The sequence below is a fragment of the Flavobacterium laiguense genome, from assembly GCF_003097655.1.
Taxonomy (GTDB): Bacteria; Bacteroidota; Bacteroidia; order Flavobacteriales; family Flavobacteriaceae; genus Flavobacterium; species Flavobacterium laiguense.
Window position 1 is genome coordinate 39,521 of record NZ_QCZH01000009.1, and the last position, 18,386, is coordinate 57,906.

Sequence of the window (18,386 nt, forward strand, 5' to 3'; positions counted from 1 at the left end):
AGTAATTGAGAAGTTTTTTTATCATTCTATTTTAAAGCTATCGAGCACTGAAGGATTGATTTTAAAACCTATGGAGAGGCAAAATTTAGGCATAAATATTAATTAGCCTAAAAAGGAACTAAGAACCGATTCTTTCTTAGAAAAAAATCTATTTCAAATTTTAAAGTTGTATTTTGCTTTATATTTAAATTACTAGGCGTGCATAGTATCTTTTATTACATTTGCCACAACCAAAAACTTTATGTAATGACAAAATCAACGCTAACAGCACTTTTAGAGATTAAACACCCATTGATAATGGCTCCAATGTTTCTGGTCTCCAATACTAAAATGGTTATTGAAGGAATGAAATCTGGAGTAGCAGGTTGTATTCCTGCTTTAAATTACCGCACATTAGACGAGTTACGTGCTTCAATTATTGAACTTAGAGCAGCTAAAGTGGAAGGAGGAAGTTTTGGATATAATTTAATTGTAAATAAATCAAATATCAAATACAGAGATCAATTGGCTGTTTTGTGTGAAGAAAAAGTTGATTTTATAATTACTTCTCTGGGTTCACCTGAGGAAACTATCAAAGAAGCTCATAAAGTTGGAATTAAAGTTTTTTGCGATGTTACAGACTTGACTTTTGCTAAAAAAGTAGAAAGTTTGGGAGCGGATGCTTTAATTGCCGTTAACAATCGAGCAGGTGGGCATAGAGGTGAGTTTGCTGCAGAAGAATTAATTAAAGAGTTAAATCTAAATACGACATTACCAGTTATTTCTGCGGGTGGTGTTGGTACTAAAGAGGAACTGAAAACAATGCTTGGACATGGTGCAGTTGGTGTTTCTGTTGGTAGTCCTTTTATAGCCTCGATTGAATCTGGAGTTTCACAAGAATATAAGCAAGCCTGTGTTGACTATGGTGAGAAAGATATTATTTTAACCGAAAAAATATCGGGGACGCCTTGTACCGTTATTAATACCCCTTATGTTAAAAAAGTAGGAACCCAACAAACTTGGCTAGAAAAGACTTTAAATAAAAATAAAACTTTGAAAAAGTGGGTGAAAATGATTCGGTACATGATGGGGTCAAATGCTGTTACTAAAGCGGCTACTCAAGTTACTTATAAAACCGTTTGGGTCGCTGGACCAACGATTGAAAACACTACTGAAATAAGCCCTATTTCAAAAATAGTTGATAAATTGTGTTTGTAATTTTTTGCTAACGTCATTTAAGTCTATATTCTTTTATTAATGGTTTAATTGAAATTGTAATTTTTTTCATTCCGTATTTTATTATTATATTTGGCCTTTGTAAACTAGCCCTGATAGAAGTGGAAATCCTTTACTTTTTTCTTTAAAAAAGTAAAGATTACTTCACCAAGTTAATAATTGTTTTGGTGTTCAGTGAATTGCATTTACAACGGATAGCAGGAATAGCTCCTAATAAAAAATAAACTAATTTTAGAATATGAAATTACTAGAAGGAAAAGTTGCCATTATTACTGGTGCAAGTCGTGGAATTGGAAAAGGAATTGCAGAAATTTTCGCAAAAAATGGTGCGAATGTTGCCTTTACATACAGTTCATCTGTAGAATCAGCACAGGCTTTAGAAAATGAGTTGAATGCTTTAGGAATAAAAGCCAAAGGTTACCAATCTAATGCTGCTGATTTTAATGAAGCACAAAAATTTGTAGATGCAGTTTTGGCTGATTTTGGAACTGTCGATATTTTGATAAATAACGCTGGAATTACTAAAGATAATTTAATGATGCGTATGTCTGAAGCTGATTTTGACCAAGTTATCGACGTTAATTTGAAGTCAGTTTTCAATATGACCAAAGCGATTCAAAAAACATTCTTGAAACAACGTTCCGGTTCTATTATTAATATGAGTTCTGTAGTTGGAGTAAAAGGAAATGCGGGTCAAACTAATTATGCGGCTTCAAAAGCGGGTGTGATTGGTTTTTCAAAATCAGTGGCTTTAGAATTGGGTTCTCGTAACATTCGTTGTAATGTGATTGCTCCAGGTTTTATCGAAACTGAAATGACTGCGAAATTAAGCGATGATGTTGTAAAAGGTTGGAGAGAAGGAATTCCTTTGAAACGTGGTGGTTCTACAGAAGATGTAGCCAATGCTTGTTTGTTCTTCGCATCTGATATGAGTGCTTATGTTACAGGGCAAGTGTTAAATGTTTGCGGAGGAATGCTGACTTAAAAAGGAGTATTCAGTGTTCAGATTTTTAGTGTTCAGTCTTGTATAATGTGTTATACTATAGATAAATCTATAATGCTGAATAATTACTGCAAGGATAAAAGGATGCTAATAACTGATCACTAAAAAACTGAATACTGAACACTAAATAAAATATGACAACAAACACGATTCTATTACTACTACTTTCTTTATTAATAGCGGGTGGTTTGTCGTTTTTTCAATATTTATACAAAGTCAAAAGCAAATCGAAAGTTGGTTTGTTTTTGACTTTTTTGCGTTTTCTTAGTATTTTTTCAATACTGTTGCTTCTGATAAATCCCATTATCACGACTAGTAAGCTAGAAATTATCAAAACGCCTTTGCCTATAGTGGTTGATAATTCTAGTTCAATTTCTTTTTTGAATGCAAAAGAAAATGCAGTTGAATTAGCCCAAAAAATAACCTCAAATAAGGAAATTCAAGAAAAGTTTGAAGTGCAATCGTATCTTTTTGATACTGATTTTCAACAATCGGATAGTTTAACTTTTACGGGGACTCAAACTAATTTGGATTTGGTTGCCAAAAATTTGAAGAGTATTTATAAAAATGCGTTTTATCCAACGGTAATTATCACTGATGGAAACCAAACTTCGGGGAATGATTACGTTTATAGTTTTGATGAAAGCAATAAAGTTTATCCTTTAGTTTTAGGCGATACTACCAAAGTTTTGGATTTGAAAATCAATCAGCTGAATGTCAATAAATATGCATTTCTAAAGAACAAATTTCCTGTTGAAGTGTTTTTGCAATATTCTGGAGATAAAAGTGTTGCGGCTAATTTCAGTATTACGCAAGGAAATGAAGTGTTGATTAAACAAAGTGTTTCCTTTTCTCCATCAAAGAAAACGGCTGTCGTAAATGTGCTTTTGCCTGCCAATAAAGTTGGATTGCAAGTGTATAAAGCAAAAATAGATTCTAAAGAAAGCGAGAAAAACACCTTCAATAACATCAAGAATTTTGCGGTTGAAGTTATTGATCAAAAGACAACAGTTGCTATTGTTTCAGCTCTAAATCATCCTGATATTGGTGTTTTAAAAAGAGCTATAGAGTCTAATTTACAACATAAAGTGATATTGTTGAAGCCGAATGAAGTAAAGTCGTTACAGGATTACAATGTTCTTATTTTATATCAGCCAACCACAGCGTTCAAATCGGTTTTTGACGCTAATAAAAAAGCAAATCTAAATACGTTTATCATAACTGGAACGAGTACTGATTTTTCGTTTTTGAACCAACAACAAAACAATTTCGTTTTTAAAATGAGTGGTCAGGAAGAAGATTATTTGGCTGGTTTTGATTCGCAGTTTAATCTTTTTGCCGTGGATAATTTAGGATTCGAAAATTTCCCGCCGTTGCAAAACAGTTTCGGATTAATCACTACCAATGGTGAAGTGAATGTGTTGCTTTCAGCCAAAATTAGAAATATAGACACCAAAGCGCCTTTGTTGGCTTTTACGGAAAATCTAGGGAAAAGAGCGGCTTATTTATTTGGGGAAAACAGTTGGAAATGGAGTTTACAAAGCCATATCGACAATCAATCCTTTGAAAAATATGATGTTTTCATCAATAAGATTATTCAATATTTGGCTTCCAATAATGCCAAAAAATCATTGGTTGTCAATCATGAAAGTTTCTATAATTCGGGTGAAGCGATCGAAATTACCGCTCAATATTTCAATAAGAATTATGATTTTGATGAAAAAGCACGTTTGACAATTGCTGTGACTAACATTAAAACGAAACAAACCAAGAATTTTGACCTTTTGAAAGGAAACAATACCTATAAAGTAAATCTTGACGGACTTTTGGCAGGTAGTTATAATTTTTCAATAAAAGAGTTGAATTCGAAAACCTCATATTCCGGACATTTTGAGATTCTGGATTTTGATATTGAGAAGCAGTTTGTAAATCCTGATGTTCAGAAATTGAAACAATTGGCAGTACAAACGAAAGGGACAGCATTTTATCCAAATCAAATTGATGCGCTGATAAAAACACTGTTGGAGAATGAGGAATACAAAGCCGTTCAGAAAGATGTTGTTACCAAATCTCCTTTGATTGATTGGAAATGGCTGTTAATTTTGATTGCTGTTTTTCTTTCTACCGAATGGTTTGTTCGGAAGTATAATGGGATGTTGTAGGTTTTAATTTAGACAAAAATACTAATTATGGATTTTAGACTAAAAGTATTTTTTACTGTCGCTACTCGATTGAGCTTTACTAAAGCTGCTTCCGAATTGTTCATTACGCAACCCGCTATTTCTAAGCATATTCAGGAGTTGGAAGAAGAATACAAAATCAAGCTTTTTGAAAGAAACGGTTCAAAAATAGCATTGACAAACGCTGGTGAAGTGTTGTTGAAGCATACTAAGAACATTTTTGAGATTTACAGGGAAATTGACTTTGAGATGAGCACGTTTATCAATGAACGTAAAGGTTTGTTGCGATTAGGAGCGAGTACCACAATTTCCCAATATATTATTCCGCCACTATTGGCTCGTTTTCATCAAAAACTGGAATCTGTTAAAGTAAATTTGCTAAACGGAAATACAGAGCAAATAGAAAATGCTTTGCTAAACAAAGAAATTGAAATTGGAATTGTGGAAGGACAGTCCAAAAATAAATCGATAAAATACACGCAATTCATTAAAGATGAGTTGGTTTTGGTTTGCAATCCCAATAATCCATTAGTTCGGAAAAAAGAAATCACACCTGCCGATTTTAAATCCTTTCGATTTGTAATGCGAGAACAAGGTTCTGGAACACTTGAAGTTATTGAATATGCCTTAAAACCTTTCAATATCAAAATAGACCAGTTGCAGGTTGAAATGCAATTGGGGAGCACCGAAAGTATAAAATCGTATTTGATGAATTCGAATTGTGTCGCTTTTATTTCGATGCATGCTATTGGTAAAGAATTGAAAAATAAAGAATTACAGATTATAGATGTCGATAATTTGATTATTGAGCGTTATTTTTACATCATTACTTTACAAGGTAAATCAGATTCTCTTTCGGAATTATTTATAAAAAACATTTCGAGTTATTATAACTTAAAGTTATAGCAGATTGTTTTTAACAATTAGTAACGATATGGTTTTATACCGACCTTTGTGGTGTTAAAAATGATCTTTACCAATGGAGAATAATGTTAATGCCCCAAGTTTTATAAAAAACAATAATACTATACAACAAGTTATTTTTGTTTTATTATTAGTTCTTTGTTTATTCCCAATCATTTCTCCCCCTATAGCCTTGTTATTGGGTTTGGTTGTAGCTAACCTTTTTGGACATCCTTTTTTGCATTTAAATAACAAAGCAACTAATATTCTACTTCAAGTTTCGGTGGTAGGATTGGGGTTTGGAATGAATGTGCATAGTGCGGTAGCGGCGGGTAAGGAAGGTTTTCTTTTTACCGTTGGATCTATTATTGTGACTATTATTTTGGGGACTTTATTGGGGAAATGGCTTAAAATTCAAAAAAAAACATCTCATTTGATTTCTTGTGGAACGGCTATTTGTGGCGGAAGTGCTATTGCAGCTATAGCTCCAGTAATCGAATCTAATGAAAAGCAAACTTCGGTGGCTTTGGGGGTAATCTTTATACTTAATTCTATTGCTTTGTTCGTATTCCCTGTTGTTGGACATTGGCTGCATATGTCCCAAAACGATTTTGGTTTGTGGTGTGCAATCGCCATTCACGATACGAGTTCTGTTGTTGGAGCGGCAAATAAATATGGATCCGAAGCCTTGCAGGTAGCCACAACGGTAAAATTGGCAAGAGCTTTATGGATTATACCTGTTGCTTTGATTACTGCAGTAGTTTTTAAAAATAAATCGAATAAAGTGAAAATTCCATATTTTATTGGATTGTTCATTTTGGCAATGGTTTGCAATACCTATTTTTCTCCTGTTGCTAGTGTTGCTCCTTATTTGGTTTCAATTGCCAAAACAGGTCTTACGATTACCTTGTTCTTAATAGGAGCAGGTTTGAATAGTTCAGTTTTGAAATCGGTTGGACTGAAACCTTTATTTCAAGGCGTATTACTTTGGGCATGTATTGCAATAGGAACTTTAATTTCTATTCTTTATTTTAATTAAAATTGATTTTTTTTCGTTTAATCGTAATGAAATTCAAACGGATATAATCATAGTAAAGTGTAATCAATAGAAAAAAAGCTGCAATAAATAGCGTTTTTAGCGCTAGAAAACCGTAGATAAATCCGCCCATAAAACACCCCAGAAAGAAGAAAGAAATAATGGATAGTCTTAAGTAAATACTGGTTTTTAAGGCTTTTCGTTCCTCTGGTTTTTTATAGAAAAATAATTGTGACAATTCAATTCCCAAATCGGTAAAGAGTCCTGTTAAGTGTGTGGTTCTAACTGTAGATTGAGAAATTTTGGTTACCAATGAATTTTGTATACCCATGGCAAAAAGCAGACCAAAGGCCGTCCATTTTCCGTCAAACAAATAAAAATTGGTTTGCATTCCAAAAAGACCCAAAGAGACCAAAATTGCTATTTCAATTGTTATTGGAGCTACATGGAAAAGGTCTGGATTTTTTTTAGAAATTAATTCGGCCAAAAAATTGGAGGCAAAAGATCCCGCCAAAAAGAACAAAGTATATATCAAAAATACAATGGCAGCTTGATAATTGTGTTTGGTTACTTCTTCGGCAAAAAAAGCAAAATGTCCAGTAACATTGGTGGTTAATGTTTTTACGGACAAAACTCCCGTTATATTTACAATTCCTGCTACGAAGGATAATAATGTAGCCAGACGTAAATTGTGTTTAGAAGTTCTGCTTTTGCCTTGATGTCTAAACATTGTAATTTAATTTCGTTGAATTAACATAAATTTAAACCTGATTTGCTTGAATTATCTTTAAAAAAAATACTTTTGTAGTTCAATTAAATAGATATAATGAAAAATTTTAAATTAAAGCAGTCAGTCCTTACTTTTTCAGCAATTGGTATCGCTTTTATTAGTTTGTCTTGGGGTATTTTTGGCCACGAACATATTAATAATGCGGCGGTTATGGCATTGCCAAAACCATTGCAAACTTTCTTTTATAATCATCTTGATTTTATAACACAGGAATCAACGGTTCCAGATTTGCGTAAATATACGTTACGTGACAAGGCAGAAAATCCACGCCATTTTATGGACATGGAGAATTTTGGTGCTGTAGATTCTATTCCGCTTCCATTTGAGGATGTAAAGAAAAAGTACGATGAGAAATTTTTATCCAGTAATGGTATTCTGCCTTGGTACATACAGGAAACAATGACCAAGTTGACTAAGGCTTTCAAAGATAAAAGAAAGACTGAAATTTTGTTTCTGGCGGCTGATTTAGCGCATTATATTGGTGACGCACACATGCCTTTGCATACGTCTGCGAATCATGACGGACAATTGACCAATCAAAAAGGAATTCATTCTTTGTGGGAATCACGTTTACCGGAAATGTTTGGTAAAAATTATAATTTCTATACTGGTGAAGCCAAGTATGTAGATAATGTGGAAAAAGCGACTTGGGATATGATAAAAGATACCCACAGTCTTGTTGAGCCACTTTTGCTGGTTGATAGAAATCTTCGAGCCACTTTTACAGCAGAGACCATGTATGACAAAGATGAGAAAGGAAATATTGCCAAAAACAAATTTGGTGATTTGATTTATTCCAAAGAATATGCTTCAAAATTTCACGAAGCTTTGAATGGGATGGTAGAGAATCAGATGCGTAAAGCAATTGTTGTAACAACCAATTTTTGGTACACGGCTTGGGTAAATGCTGGTAAACCAAATCTGGATGATTTAGATTCAAAAGAATTGACCAATCGCAACAAAAAGAATTTGAAAAATGATTTGAAACTTTGGAAGCAAGGAAAGCTTTTTGGTTTAGAAAGTGAGAATGATTTTAATTAAAAAAGTTCTGCATCAAATAACACGTAAAATGATTTTAACCGCAAGGGACGCAAAGATTTTTGTTTTGTTTTTTTTTTGAAAAATGCAAGGAACGCAAAGCTTTGCGACCTTTGCGGAATACAGATAAAGCGAGGAAAATCATTGCGCTCTTTGCGGTAAATAAAAGAGTTAGATAGAATGACACGATTTAATCACATTTCGGGACAGAAGCTAAAAATAAAAAAGCCTGTAAAATTATTTTTACAGGCTTTTTTGTATTTCTAAAATTGGTGTTTTATTTCAATCGTTGGTATTTCTTTTTCTTCAATATATCCGAAGCTGTTTGATAATATGAGATAGTTTCGTTGACAAGATCCGTTCTTTCGTTGCTCATCGGAACTTGATCGTAATAGATTTGAAATTCAGGTGCTACTTTTTGATCTGGTTTTAAAGTCAATTGAAACTGTTTTGCGGTTTGTTTAGGCGAAATAATCGTTAGAACATTGTCTTTTATTAATCCCAAATCCTGATAAGTCGCTATTAATGCCCTTGGCTTATAATCGGATTTCAAAACATCCTGTCCGTAAAATTTACTTTGGTAATTGAAATTTAATAAACCAAAAAGCGTTGGCATTACGTCTATTTGCGACATTACATTGGTATATTTTTGTGGCTGAATAAAGCCTGGACTATAAATCATGGCTGGAATTCTGTATTTATCTACGGGAAGTTCTGTTTTACCAGCACTTGAAGCACAATGATCGGCAAGAATTACAAATACGGTATTTTTGTACCAAGGTTGTTTACTTGCCATTTCGAAGAATTTTCTCAAAGCATAATCGGTATATTTTACACCACCGTCACGAGATTTGGCGTCGCCAGGAATATCAATTTTATCGTTTGGATATGTAAAAGGACGATGGTTACTCACGGTCATCCAATGATTAAAGAACGGTTTGCCTGTTTTAGCTTCGGCATTCATCACTTTTATCGCTTTATTAACCATGTCTTCGTCACAAACTCCCCAAATATTGGCAAAAGTAATTTCTTCGGGAGTAAATGATTTTTTATCAACAATGTCATAGCCGTTTCCAGCAAAAAAGTCTTCCATATTATCAAAAAAGGCATCTCCACCATAGAGATACTTCACATTGTATCCTTTTTGTTTAAAAATAGATCCTGTAGAAAATTTGTCTTTATTATCTTTTCGTTTTACCACACTTTCTCCAGCAGTAGGAGGAAAACATAATGTTACGGCTTCAAGTCCACGAACAGTCCTATTTCCTACAGCATATAAATTGGTAAACAATAAACTTTTTTGAGCAAGATTATCCAAGAATGGAGTTATGTTTTGCTCATTGCCATACGCTTTCATAAAATCAGCGCTATAACTTTCGATGGTGATTAAAACTACATTTTTAGGAGTTTCGGCAGTATCACTTTTGATTTGTCTCAAAGAGGATACCCCAGAAATGGAAGGAATCTGTTTTCCTAATAAAGCAAATGCTTCTTTTTCGGGTAATGTTTTGTAAAATTTGAAATAATCCAACTCACTGTTCATAAAGGCTAAGTAGAATCGGTACATTCCATTGGCTTGCAGTTCATTGGTAAAAACATTTTGGGAGTTTTCTTTTTTAGCTAAATAAGGAACAGTCAATAAAGAAAGTCCAAATAATGAAAGATAAATTCCGGATAGTTTTAATTTATCAGTAAACGTTGGAATAGTATCAATGTAGTTTCTGGTCTTTTTGACAATAAAATAAGTCACTGTTCCCGCAATTAGAAACAATCCTGAAAATAGCGGAATTACAGGATAGGATTCCATAATATTTCCGATTACCTCATTGGTGTAAACCAAATAATTCACGGCTATGAAATTGTATTTAACGCCAAATTCATTCCAAAAAAAATATTCGCTGATCCCATTTTGAAGAATAAGGACAACATATAGAAACATCACAAAGGTGAACAACCAAAATCTGATTTGGCTTCGGTATTTTGGAAGAAAAAGCAGTAATCCAAATAAAAGTGTTTTAAGACCTACGAAAATTAAACCGATTTTTGGTAAGGCTCCACCGTATTCATTTAGAATACTTTTACCAGATGCAATGTAAAGTAATAACGCTGCTAACAATCCAAAAATGATGTATCCGTAGGGTTTGTAATATTTTGAGTTGGATATAAAAATAAGGTACAGCCACAAGAATCCGGTTGCTATTACAAATACAAAGGCGTCCGAAACTAATCCTATAGTGAATATTTTTAAGCTATCTATAAAAACAAAAGAAGTCTGTGTTATGGGATGAAATACCAAAACGATTCGCAAAAGGAAGCTAACAATAATGTAGAAAAGAGCGAGATTATAAAAAGGGGAAAACTTTTTTAAAAGATTCATAAAAATTAAATTTTTTGCAAAAGTACAATATTGATGCTTCTGCATTAAGTATTCTACTCTTAAAGTTATCTTAAGACCTTTTTACGCATACAATTCGGTGATTGTTTTGAGTTAAATTTGTAAAATAATAATTGTATTTTTATGTGTTAAAAAAACATAAGGTTTTATCTCACTAGGAGCATTTTTATTAGTCAGAATATTTAATTTAAAAATTACTGAACTTATGAAATTATATATTTCAATATTATTTTTGATGACAAGTGTATTTGGATATTCTCAAAATTGGAACACCAACTTTGAGGATGTGAAAGTAAAAGCCGAAAAAGAAAATAAAAATATACTATTGGTTTTCTTTGGTTCAGATTGGTGTGGACCTTGTATTAAATTGGATAATATAGTTTGGAAATCATCCGAATTTCAAGTAGAGGCAGATAAAAGTTGGGTGATTTATAAAGCCGATTTTCCAAAGAAAAAAGCCAATCAGCTTTCATCAGAGTTAACGGAAAACAATAATAAGCTGGCAGAAAAATACAACAAGAATGGCAGTTTTCCATTAGTAGTGCTTTTAGACAAAAAAGGAAAAGTATTGGGAATGACTGGTTTCAAAAATGTTTTGGCCTCAGAATATATTAAACTCATTCATTCATTCGAAAAATAATGAAAAAAACACTATCCATCGTTTTTCTATTTGTTGTCTTCTCATCCTTTGCCCAGATAATCCATAAACGAAAAACATCGATGTTGGGCAGTCCATTTGAGATAAATGTTGTTGCCAAAGATACTACAGAAGGTAATATTTATATTAATATGGCGATTGGAGAAGTAAGAAGAATAGAAAATGAAATATCGGATTGGATTCCAACAACACCTATTTCTGAAGTGAGCAGAAATGCGGGTTTAAAACCTGTAAAAGTGCCGGTTGAAGTTTTTGAATTGGTTGAAAGAGCGATTAAAATTTCGGAAATCACCTATGGTGCTTTTGATATATCATATGCTTCTATGGACAAGATTTGGAAGTTTGATGGTTCCATGAAAGAAATGCCAACACCGGAAGCCATAAAAAAATCAGTGGCTAAAATTGGTTACAAGAACATTATTTTAGATAAAAAAGAGCATACCATTTTCCTAAAAATGGAAGGAATGAAACTAGGTCTTGGCGGAATTGGTCAAGGTTATATAGCCGATAAAATACACACTTTGTTATTGTCAAAAGGATGTGATTCAGGATTGGTAAACGTATCTGGGGATATTTTTGCCTGGGGTAAGCAACCAAGTGGTAAACCCTGGACTGTGGGGATTGTAAATCCGATGAATAAAAATAAAATTTTCGCCACTTTTCCTTTAGAGAATAGTGCAGTGGAAACATCAGGCAGTTATGAGAAGTTTGTGGTTTTTGATGGAAAAAGATATTCGCATATTATAGACCCAAGAACGGGTTATCCTGCAACGGGAGTAGTCAGTGTATCGGTATTTGCAAAGAAAACCGAGATTGCAGATGCTCTGGCAACCGGAATTTTTGTTTTAGGGGTTGATGTAGGTTTGGATTTAGTGAATCAACTCAAGGGAATTGAATGTATTATTGTTGATGACAAAGGCAAAATATTTTCATCCAAGGGAATAGATATAAAGAAATACAGTAAATAAGAGCAGTATGAAAAAAATTGTGTTAGTTGCAAGTATTATCGTTTTGCAATCTTGTAATTCAGTAAAAGAATATCAAAAAATGAACATTAACGATCCAGAAATGAAATTGGGTGCAAAAATGACTGAACGATATGAAACAACTTTTCAGGTGTATCGAGAAGCTGCAGCTGGAGCCAATGGAGGTAAATCGGGTGGTGGTTGTGGTTGTAATTAATTGCCGCTGTTTTCCCATTTATAACAATAAATAAAATACCCAAAATGAAAATTATAAAAGCACTTTTTCTTATTATACAGTTTAGTACTCTTTCTTATGGACAAGAGAAAGATTCTACTGTTGTTTTTAAAAAGAGAGTTTTAGAAAGTGCCGAAGTTGATTTTATGGCCAGTTATTACGATCAAGACGGAACACATTCAGCTGTTTCTGGAGGTATAGGATCTGAAAAACTTTATGATTTTGCCACAAATATAATTGTAGCTATGCCATTGAATGACGATGATGTATTAACCGTAGATTTGGGATTATCAGCATACTCCTCTGCTTCATCCAGTAATATCAATCCGTTTAATTCTTCCTCTGGGGCTTCTGGAGGAGGAGATGATGATGTAGAGGATGATAATGATGGTGGTACTAGCGGTGCGGGGCCAACTCCTTGGCAAGCCTCATCAGGTGCATCTGGAAACGATGAATTATGGTCTGCAGTTGCCACCTATACACATAATAGTGACAACAGAAATTTTATTTGGAATGCCGATGTTTCTTTTTCCAGCGAATACGATTATACTTCGGTCGGTTTTGGAGGTGGAATTACCAAGCTTTTTAATGAGAAAAATACAGAAGTAAGTGTGAAAGCCAATGTCTATTTGGATCAATGGCAACCGATTTATCCAACAGAATTACATGAATATTCCCTTTATGGGAATGATTTTCAAAATCAAGGGTATTTTAACGGAATAACTATTCTGGATCAAAATGGTCTGCCTTCTAAAAATTATTTGCCTTCCAAATTTGCACCTGTAACCTCTGTGAACAGAAACTCTTATTCGGTTTCGTTTGCTTTTTCCCAAGTGATGACTAAAAATTTCCAATTTTCGGTGTTTTTTGATGTTTTGCAACAACAAGGATTATTATCGTCACCTTATCATAGAACGTATTTTGCGGATAAACCTCATTATTACATCGGTCTACCACAATACATAAATGAGTACACGAGTCCTAGTAATGTTGGGGTCTACGAACTAGCTGATGATATTGAAAGACTTCCTGACAATCGTTTTAAGTTACCGATTGGAGCTCGATTAAATTATTATATCAACGAGCATTTTATAGTAAGAACCTATTATCGATATTATACCGATGATTGGGATTTGAAAGCGCATACGTTCAATATTGAACTTCCTGTAAAGATTTCGGATAAATTCACGGTTTATCCCATGTATCGTTATTATTCGCAAACGCAAACGAAGTATTTTGCCCCTTATCAGACGCATTTGTCAACGGATAAATTTTATACTTCTGATTATGATTTGTCAACGTTCTCGGCCAATCAGTATGGTTTTGGAGTTTCTTATACTGATCTTTTTGCAAAAGCCCAGATTTTTTCTTTTGGAATGAAAAATATAGATTTGAGGTTCAATCATTATGTAAGAAGCGATGGTTTGTCAGCAAATATTGGTACTATAGGTTTTAAATTTGTTTTACAGTAAAATATGAAAATTCTAATTGTAGAAGACGAAATAGGAATTGCCAATTTTCTAAAGCAAGGCTTGGAAGAGGAGGGCTATGAGATTTTGGTTGCCTACGATGGTAAATCTGGACTCGAAAAAGCTCAGAGTCAAAAAGTGGATATCATTTTGCTGGATTGGATTTTGCCTCAAATGTTAGGTATCGATGTGTGTAAAGAAATTCGAAAAACAGATTCAAAAACACCAATTTTGTTTTTAACCGCCAAAGATACCATACAGGAAACCATTGAAGGATTGAAAGCGGGTGCCAATGATTATATTAAGAAACCATTCAGTTTTGATGAATTGGTAGAGCGCATTAAAATTCATTTTAGAAATGAAAATCAAAATGAGGTGCTTTCACTGGGTAAAATTAAAATTATTCCCTCAAAACACCAAGTAATCTTAAATAAACAAGAAGTATCACTTACGCAAAGAGAATACGAATTGCTGGTTTATTTGATAAAAAACAAAGGGCAAGTGTGTACCAGAAACCAAATTATCAATGATGTTTGGGATATACATTTCGAATACGATACTGGAGTAATTGATGTTTTTATGAATGCTATCCGAAAAAAACTCAATTTGAATAAAGAAGAAGATTTGATAAAAACCATTCGTGGTGTTGGATATATTGCAAACGATATAAATTAAATTAATGTTTTCATTCTCCTATAAAACTAGAATTGCGTTCAATTATATTCTCAGCACAGGACTATTGATATCGGTAGTGTTTTGTACTATTTATGCAATTACTTTATACAGTATCAACAAACATATAAATGATGATATTTTAGAAGAGTCAAGTGAATATCAGGAAGAGATTGAAATTGACAGTAATAATGCGTATTTGATTCAAGTTGATCAATGGAGAGAACGAGACAATAATAGGGTAAATGTTAATCCTGTTTTTGTTCAGTTTTTAGATAATAACAACAAATTGATAGATAAGTCTCCCAACCTCAAAGGATTTCAACTTCAATTGTACAAAGCAAATAAAGACAATCAATTTGTAGATACTTTTTTGAATAAACAGCCAATCAGGCAAATCCAAATTCCACTTTTTGATAAAAATATAAAAGTAGGTTATCTTTTTGTGGCGATGTCCTTAGATGAATCTACATTGATATTGACCAATCTTAGAAATACACTTTTTATAACTTTTCCATTAATACTGATACTCTTGTTTTTTATTGCCCGATTTATTGCTGGTCGTAGTATAAAACCAGTAACGCTAATTACGGAGACTTCTAGTAGAATTACTACGGACAATCTAAAAGATAGGATAGATTTACCTCAAAATAAGGATGAATTGTACGTGCTTTCCAAAACAATTAATGATTTATTGGATCGCATGGAAAATGCAGTCGAAAGAGAAAAGCAATTTACCTCAGATGCTTCCCATGAATTAAGAACCCCTTTGACAGTATTGAAAGGAACCCTTGAAGTTTTAATTAGAAAACCAAGAAATCAAGCCGAATACGAAGAGAAAATTAATTTCAGTATTTCTGAGGTTAATCGGTTGAATAATTTAGTGGACCAGTTGCTATTATTAGCACGGTTTGAAAACCAGAAACAAAGTTTAAGAATAGAGAAAATCTATTTAAATGCCATAATTCTCGATGTTATTACATTGTATTCTAATAAAATAAGCGATAAGAAAATAGAGGTTTTATATGATTTTTCAAAAGATTATTTTATCAAATCGGATAATTATTTGGTTTCTATAATTATTGGTAATGTGATTTCAAATGCTATAAAGTATTCCAATATAAATGGGAGAATTTCAATTAGCCTTTCCAAAATAGATTCAAAAACGATTTGTTCAATATCCGATAATGGTATTGGTATTGGTAAAGAAGATTTAGAAAAGGTTCTTAATCCTTTTTATCGCTCAGATTCAACCAAGCATCCTGAAATAAAAGGTACCGGTTTAGGGCTTTCTATCGTAGAACGAATCACACAATTACTCAATATTGAATTTAAAATTAAAAGCGAGTTAAATAAAGGAACACAAGTCTTTTTTAAATTTTAAAATTTATAACCGTATCTGAATCAATTGTAAAAAAATGATAAGCCTCTAATAATTAAGCCAATATTAATGATTCTGTTTTTTGAATTGTATAGAATTGTATTACCTTTAAAATTATATAATCTTTAATCATTAAATCAAATTATATTATGAACGACGCTCATTTACACATGGTAGTAAACCATTTTCCAATCATTGGAACCATCTTTGGATTTGGTATTTTAATTACAGGACTAATATTGAAAAATAAAACACTCCAAAACGCTTCTTATGCCTTATTTGTAGTTGCCGCTATTTTTGCTGTAATTAGTATGGGAACAGGAGAAGGAGCAGAGGAGTTGGTGGAAGATATGCCAAATATAGGGAAAGAAATTATCCATGAGCATGAAGAATTAGCCGAAAAATTAGCTGTATTGCTTTATGTTTTGGGTGGTTTATCTCTTGTAGGAATGTATTTGAATTTTAAAAATCATTCAAAAGCCAAACTACTTTCTTTTTTGATACTAGGTATTGCAACCGCTGGATTGTTTTTAATTCAAAAAGTAGGTACTTCCGGAGGAGAAATTCGCCATACAGAGATAAGGGCAAATTTTTCAGCTACGAATAGTGGTGGAGCCGAAAAGCAATCGGAAGAACACGATGACTAGGTATTTGTCATTCCTAGTAACGTAAAGTTATTTGGGAATGGTTTTGTCAAGTTTTTAGAATAGCCCACGGTTTTAACCGTGGGTTTTGTTTGTTTGTTTGTTTGAAATTCAAGAAAAATTATCGATTACTCAACTTCGCCTTTTCCTTTATAATATCACTTATTTTTCGGTTTTCTATTTTGCTTTCTAGCCAAGAAATAATGTCAAGATATAGAAAAGCTCTTTTCTCGTAGGTGTTTTTCTCTAGTTCAATAAAACGTTCTCTCATTTTTACAAATTCTTTTTTGATGTCACTTGGATATAAAGTGCTTAAATTTTTAAGGAAACGAATAATCTCTTTTTGGACTTCATGCAAATCATTCATTTTGAGCAAAAACTTATAGGTGTTTTTGAGTTGGTTCTCTAAGTAATAATCTTTCCCCAATTCATAATGTACAATTAAACATAAAAGCCTTGCAAAACACATCAAATCTTCCCGCATAGAAAGATTTTTATTGTTGATGATTTTTTCTAAATAAAAGATGGATTCATTATATTTTTCATTGCCAAAGTAAATACAAGCTATTTTGTAATAAAACATCATTTCGTGATGTTCATCTAAATGCTCATTGTGAATTTTTATTTTATTTAAAATTTCTGGAATTAGGTATTCGCTTTCCGCAAAAGTCCCTTCGAGTATATGATAATTTAATTTGTTATTGTACAAATAAAGAAAAGACAACGAAGCAATGTTATCGTTTACAGGGAAACGAGGGTCATTGATAGTTTCTTCCAGTAATTCTAAATATTTTTTGAAATTCGATTTGTATTTGAGCATGAATAAAGACTCCAATAAATAATGATTCCCTTTTAAGAAGAACACAGGGTTTAGAAAAATCATATTTTTATTATCATAAAATAAAGTAACCCATTTATAGGCATATTTATAACAGGAAAGAAAGTCTTGAACCAAAAAACTTCTCCAAAGATTGGCATTGTAAAACCAATATTTTTCTCTAAACTCGAATTTGGATTGATCTAAATGAGCGATATGTTTATTGAAATAATCATCAATATATTTATATTCTTCATCACTTTTTACGTAGCCTGTTTTTAGCATAATACCATACAACTGCAAGGATAAATTCGATAATTTACTTGAAATGGTATTGCGATAGTTTAATTCTTTGGCTTGAACAACCAATTCATCTGCCCGCCCTTGAATACTTCTTGTGATATATTGTGATTCGATCAGTTTTTCAAACTCGACAATTTCAAAAGCCATGTATTTTTCATCATTCTCTAAGGCTTGTTGTTTTGTTTTATCCAATATTTTTAAGCTTTGCCTGTACAACCCTTTATTGTATAAAATAGTTGCAAAGTCAATTTGCTCCCTTAGCTGATAACGAATATTCTGGCTTGGAATATTCAACCGAATGCTAACCAGAATTTGTTTGTACAAATATGATTTTAGATTGGATAATTGTACTTTCTTTATGAGTCCATTTTTTAAAATAAGTTTCTCGTCATAGTTTTCAGATTTATCCAAAATATTAAATAACTCGATAAACTTTGTATTCGCACTTGTTTCTAATCGACTTGCAAATATCTTAAATTGTCTTTTTTCAGATTTGGATAACGATTTAATTAATACAAATAAAAAATCTTTTTGTGGGTTAGCCATTGTATTATATATGGATTTAAAATACTGATAATCAGATACTTATATTGTTATTTTTTGATTTATAAGTAGTATATTTCATTAAAACAGGTTTAGTTTTAGTGAAATGAAATCTATTTTTGTTTATAAGATGTGAAAT

The 18,386-nt window shown here is 32.5% G+C and carries 16 protein-coding genes; 13 read left to right on the forward strand and 3 right to left on the reverse strand.

Annotated elements, in window-relative coordinates; translation table 11 throughout:
* The first annotated feature begins 246 nt into the window (after positions 1-246).
* The 5 genes from DB891_RS09795 to DB891_RS09815 all read left to right on the forward strand — a co-directional run bounded on the left by DB891_RS09795 (position 247) and on the right by DB891_RS09815 (position 6,340).
* Positions 247-1,197: an NAD(P)H-dependent flavin oxidoreductase gene (locus DB891_RS09795; RefSeq protein WP_116763017.1), complete on the forward strand. Its 951-nt coding sequence runs from the start codon at positions 247-249 to the stop codon at positions 1,195-1,197.
* 256 nt (positions 1,198-1,453) lie between these two features.
* Positions 1,454-2,200, forward strand: coding sequence for a 3-oxoacyl-[acyl-carrier-protein] reductase (fabG, locus tag DB891_RS09800; protein WP_116763019.1), 747 nt, complete (start codon positions 1,454-1,456; stop codon positions 2,198-2,200).
* Between the two features lie 152 nt (positions 2,201-2,352).
* Complete coding sequence (locus tag DB891_RS09805; RefSeq protein ID WP_116763021.1) at positions 2,353-4,380, forward strand: hypothetical protein; 2,028 nt, start codon at positions 2,353-2,355, stop codon at positions 4,378-4,380.
* A 27-nt stretch (positions 4,381-4,407) separates the two neighbouring features.
* A complete protein-coding gene (locus tag DB891_RS09810) occupies positions 4,408-5,304 on the forward strand; it encodes a LysR family transcriptional regulator (RefSeq protein WP_116763023.1) in 897 nt (298 codons plus the stop codon).
* A 73-nt stretch (positions 5,305-5,377) separates the two neighbouring features.
* Positions 5,378-6,340 carry a YeiH family protein gene (locus tag DB891_RS09815; protein WP_116763025.1) on the forward strand — a complete coding sequence of 321 codons (963 nt, stop codon included), beginning with the start codon at positions 5,378-5,380 and terminating at the stop codon, positions 6,338-6,340.
* On the opposite strand, the gene DB891_RS09820 is transcribed toward DB891_RS09815, so the two are convergent.
* Positions 6,333-7,067, reverse strand: coding sequence for a YoaK family protein (locus DB891_RS09820; protein WP_116763027.1), 735 nt, complete (start codon positions 7,065-7,067; stop codon positions 6,333-6,335). The two genes, DB891_RS09815 and DB891_RS09820, sit on opposite strands and share 8 nt — an antisense overlap.
* 96 nt (positions 7,068-7,163) lie before the next feature.
* Between DB891_RS09820 and DB891_RS09825 the strand changes: the two genes are divergently transcribed.
* A complete protein-coding gene (locus DB891_RS09825; RefSeq protein WP_116763029.1) occupies positions 7,164-8,168 on the forward strand; it encodes a zinc dependent phospholipase C family protein in 1,005 nt (334 codons plus the stop codon).
* Between the two features lie 274 nt (positions 8,169-8,442).
* Here the strand turns inward: DB891_RS09825 and DB891_RS09830 are convergent, their stop codons facing one another.
* Positions 8,443-10,542, reverse strand: coding sequence for an LTA synthase family protein (locus tag DB891_RS09830; protein WP_116763031.1), 2,100 nt, complete (start codon positions 10,540-10,542; stop codon positions 8,443-8,445).
* 223 nt (positions 10,543-10,765) lie between these two features.
* Between DB891_RS09830 and DB891_RS09835 the strand changes: the two genes are divergently transcribed.
* From DB891_RS09835 to DB891_RS09865, 7 genes are all read left to right on the forward strand, one after another.
* Complete coding sequence (locus DB891_RS09835; RefSeq protein WP_116763033.1) at positions 10,766-11,200, forward strand: thioredoxin family protein; 435 nt, start codon at positions 10,766-10,768, stop codon at positions 11,198-11,200.
* Positions 11,200-12,186 (forward strand): FAD:protein FMN transferase, encoded by a 987-nt coding sequence (locus tag DB891_RS09840; RefSeq protein ID WP_116763035.1) that lies wholly within the window; start codon positions 11,200-11,202, stop codon positions 12,184-12,186. Before DB891_RS09835 ends, DB891_RS09840 begins: the two co-directional genes overlap by 1 nt.
* Before the next feature lie 7 nt (positions 12,187-12,193).
* Positions 12,194-12,400, forward strand: coding sequence for a DUF4266 domain-containing protein (locus tag DB891_RS09845; RefSeq protein ID WP_116763037.1), 207 nt, complete (start codon positions 12,194-12,196; stop codon positions 12,398-12,400).
* 44 nt (positions 12,401-12,444) lie between these two features.
* Positions 12,445-13,890, forward strand: coding sequence for a DUF3570 domain-containing protein (locus DB891_RS09850; RefSeq protein WP_116763039.1), 1,446 nt, complete (start codon positions 12,445-12,447; stop codon positions 13,888-13,890).
* Between the two features lie 3 nt (positions 13,891-13,893).
* The gene (locus tag DB891_RS09855) at positions 13,894-14,562 is read left to right on the forward strand and encodes a response regulator transcription factor (protein ID WP_116763041.1); all 669 of its coding nucleotides are present in this window, start codon (positions 13,894-13,896) and stop codon (positions 14,560-14,562) included.
* A 4-nt stretch (positions 14,563-14,566) separates the two neighbouring features.
* Entirely contained in the window at positions 14,567-15,943 is a 1,377-nt protein-coding gene (locus tag DB891_RS09860; protein ID WP_116763043.1) for a sensor histidine kinase, read from the forward strand.
* A 146-nt stretch (positions 15,944-16,089) separates the two neighbouring features.
* The gene (locus DB891_RS09865) at positions 16,090-16,587 is read left to right on the forward strand and encodes a hypothetical protein (RefSeq protein ID WP_116763045.1); all 498 of its coding nucleotides are present in this window, start codon (positions 16,090-16,092) and stop codon (positions 16,585-16,587) included.
* A gap of 118 nt (positions 16,588-16,705) precedes the next feature.
* Here DB891_RS09865 and DB891_RS09870 read toward each other — a convergent pair whose 3' ends face one another.
* On the reverse strand, positions 16,706-18,250 hold the full coding sequence (locus DB891_RS09870) for a hypothetical protein (protein WP_116763047.1): 1,545 nt from the start codon (positions 18,248-18,250) through the stop codon (positions 16,706-16,708).
* Between the last annotated feature and the right edge of the window lie 136 nt (positions 18,251-18,386).

What these genes read in the sequence shown, in the direction of transcription:
- DB891_RS09795 (WP_116763017.1), top strand. Translation starts at nt 247, where the DNA reads ATGACAAAATCAACGCTAACAGCACTTTTAGAGATTAAACACCCATTG.
- fabG (WP_116763019.1), top strand. Translation starts at nt 1,454, where the DNA reads ATGAAATTACTAGAAGGAAAAGTTGCCATTATTACTGGTGCAAGTCGT.
- DB891_RS09805 (WP_116763021.1), top strand. Translation starts at nt 2,353, where the DNA reads ATGACAACAAACACGATTCTATTACTACTACTTTCTTTATTAATAGCG.
- DB891_RS09810 (WP_116763023.1), top strand. Translation starts at nt 4,408, where the DNA reads ATGGATTTTAGACTAAAAGTATTTTTTACTGTCGCTACTCGATTGAGC.
- DB891_RS09815 (WP_116763025.1), top strand. Translation starts at nt 5,378, where the DNA reads ATGGAGAATAATGTTAATGCCCCAAGTTTTATAAAAAACAATAATACT.
- DB891_RS09820 (WP_116763027.1), bottom strand. Translation starts at nt 7,067, where the DNA reads ATGTTTAGACATCAAGGCAAAAGCAGAACTTCTAAACACAATTTACGT.
- DB891_RS09825 (WP_116763029.1), top strand. Translation starts at nt 7,164, where the DNA reads ATGAAAAATTTTAAATTAAAGCAGTCAGTCCTTACTTTTTCAGCAATT.
- DB891_RS09830 (WP_116763031.1), bottom strand. Translation starts at nt 10,542, where the DNA reads ATGAATCTTTTAAAAAAGTTTTCCCCTTTTTATAATCTCGCTCTTTTC.
- DB891_RS09835 (WP_116763033.1), top strand. Translation starts at nt 10,766, where the DNA reads ATGAAATTATATATTTCAATATTATTTTTGATGACAAGTGTATTTGGA.
- DB891_RS09840 (WP_116763035.1), top strand. Translation starts at nt 11,200, where the DNA reads ATGAAAAAAACACTATCCATCGTTTTTCTATTTGTTGTCTTCTCATCC.
- DB891_RS09845 (WP_116763037.1), top strand. Translation starts at nt 12,194, where the DNA reads ATGAAAAAAATTGTGTTAGTTGCAAGTATTATCGTTTTGCAATCTTGT.
- DB891_RS09850 (WP_116763039.1), top strand. Translation starts at nt 12,445, where the DNA reads ATGAAAATTATAAAAGCACTTTTTCTTATTATACAGTTTAGTACTCTT.
- DB891_RS09855 (WP_116763041.1), top strand. Translation starts at nt 13,894, where the DNA reads ATGAAAATTCTAATTGTAGAAGACGAAATAGGAATTGCCAATTTTCTA.
- DB891_RS09860 (WP_116763043.1), top strand. Translation starts at nt 14,567, where the DNA reads ATGTTTTCATTCTCCTATAAAACTAGAATTGCGTTCAATTATATTCTC.
- DB891_RS09865 (WP_116763045.1), top strand. Translation starts at nt 16,090, where the DNA reads ATGAACGACGCTCATTTACACATGGTAGTAAACCATTTTCCAATCATT.
- DB891_RS09870 (WP_116763047.1), bottom strand. Translation starts at nt 18,250, where the DNA reads ATGGCTAACCCACAAAAAGATTTTTTATTTGTATTAATTAAATCGTTA.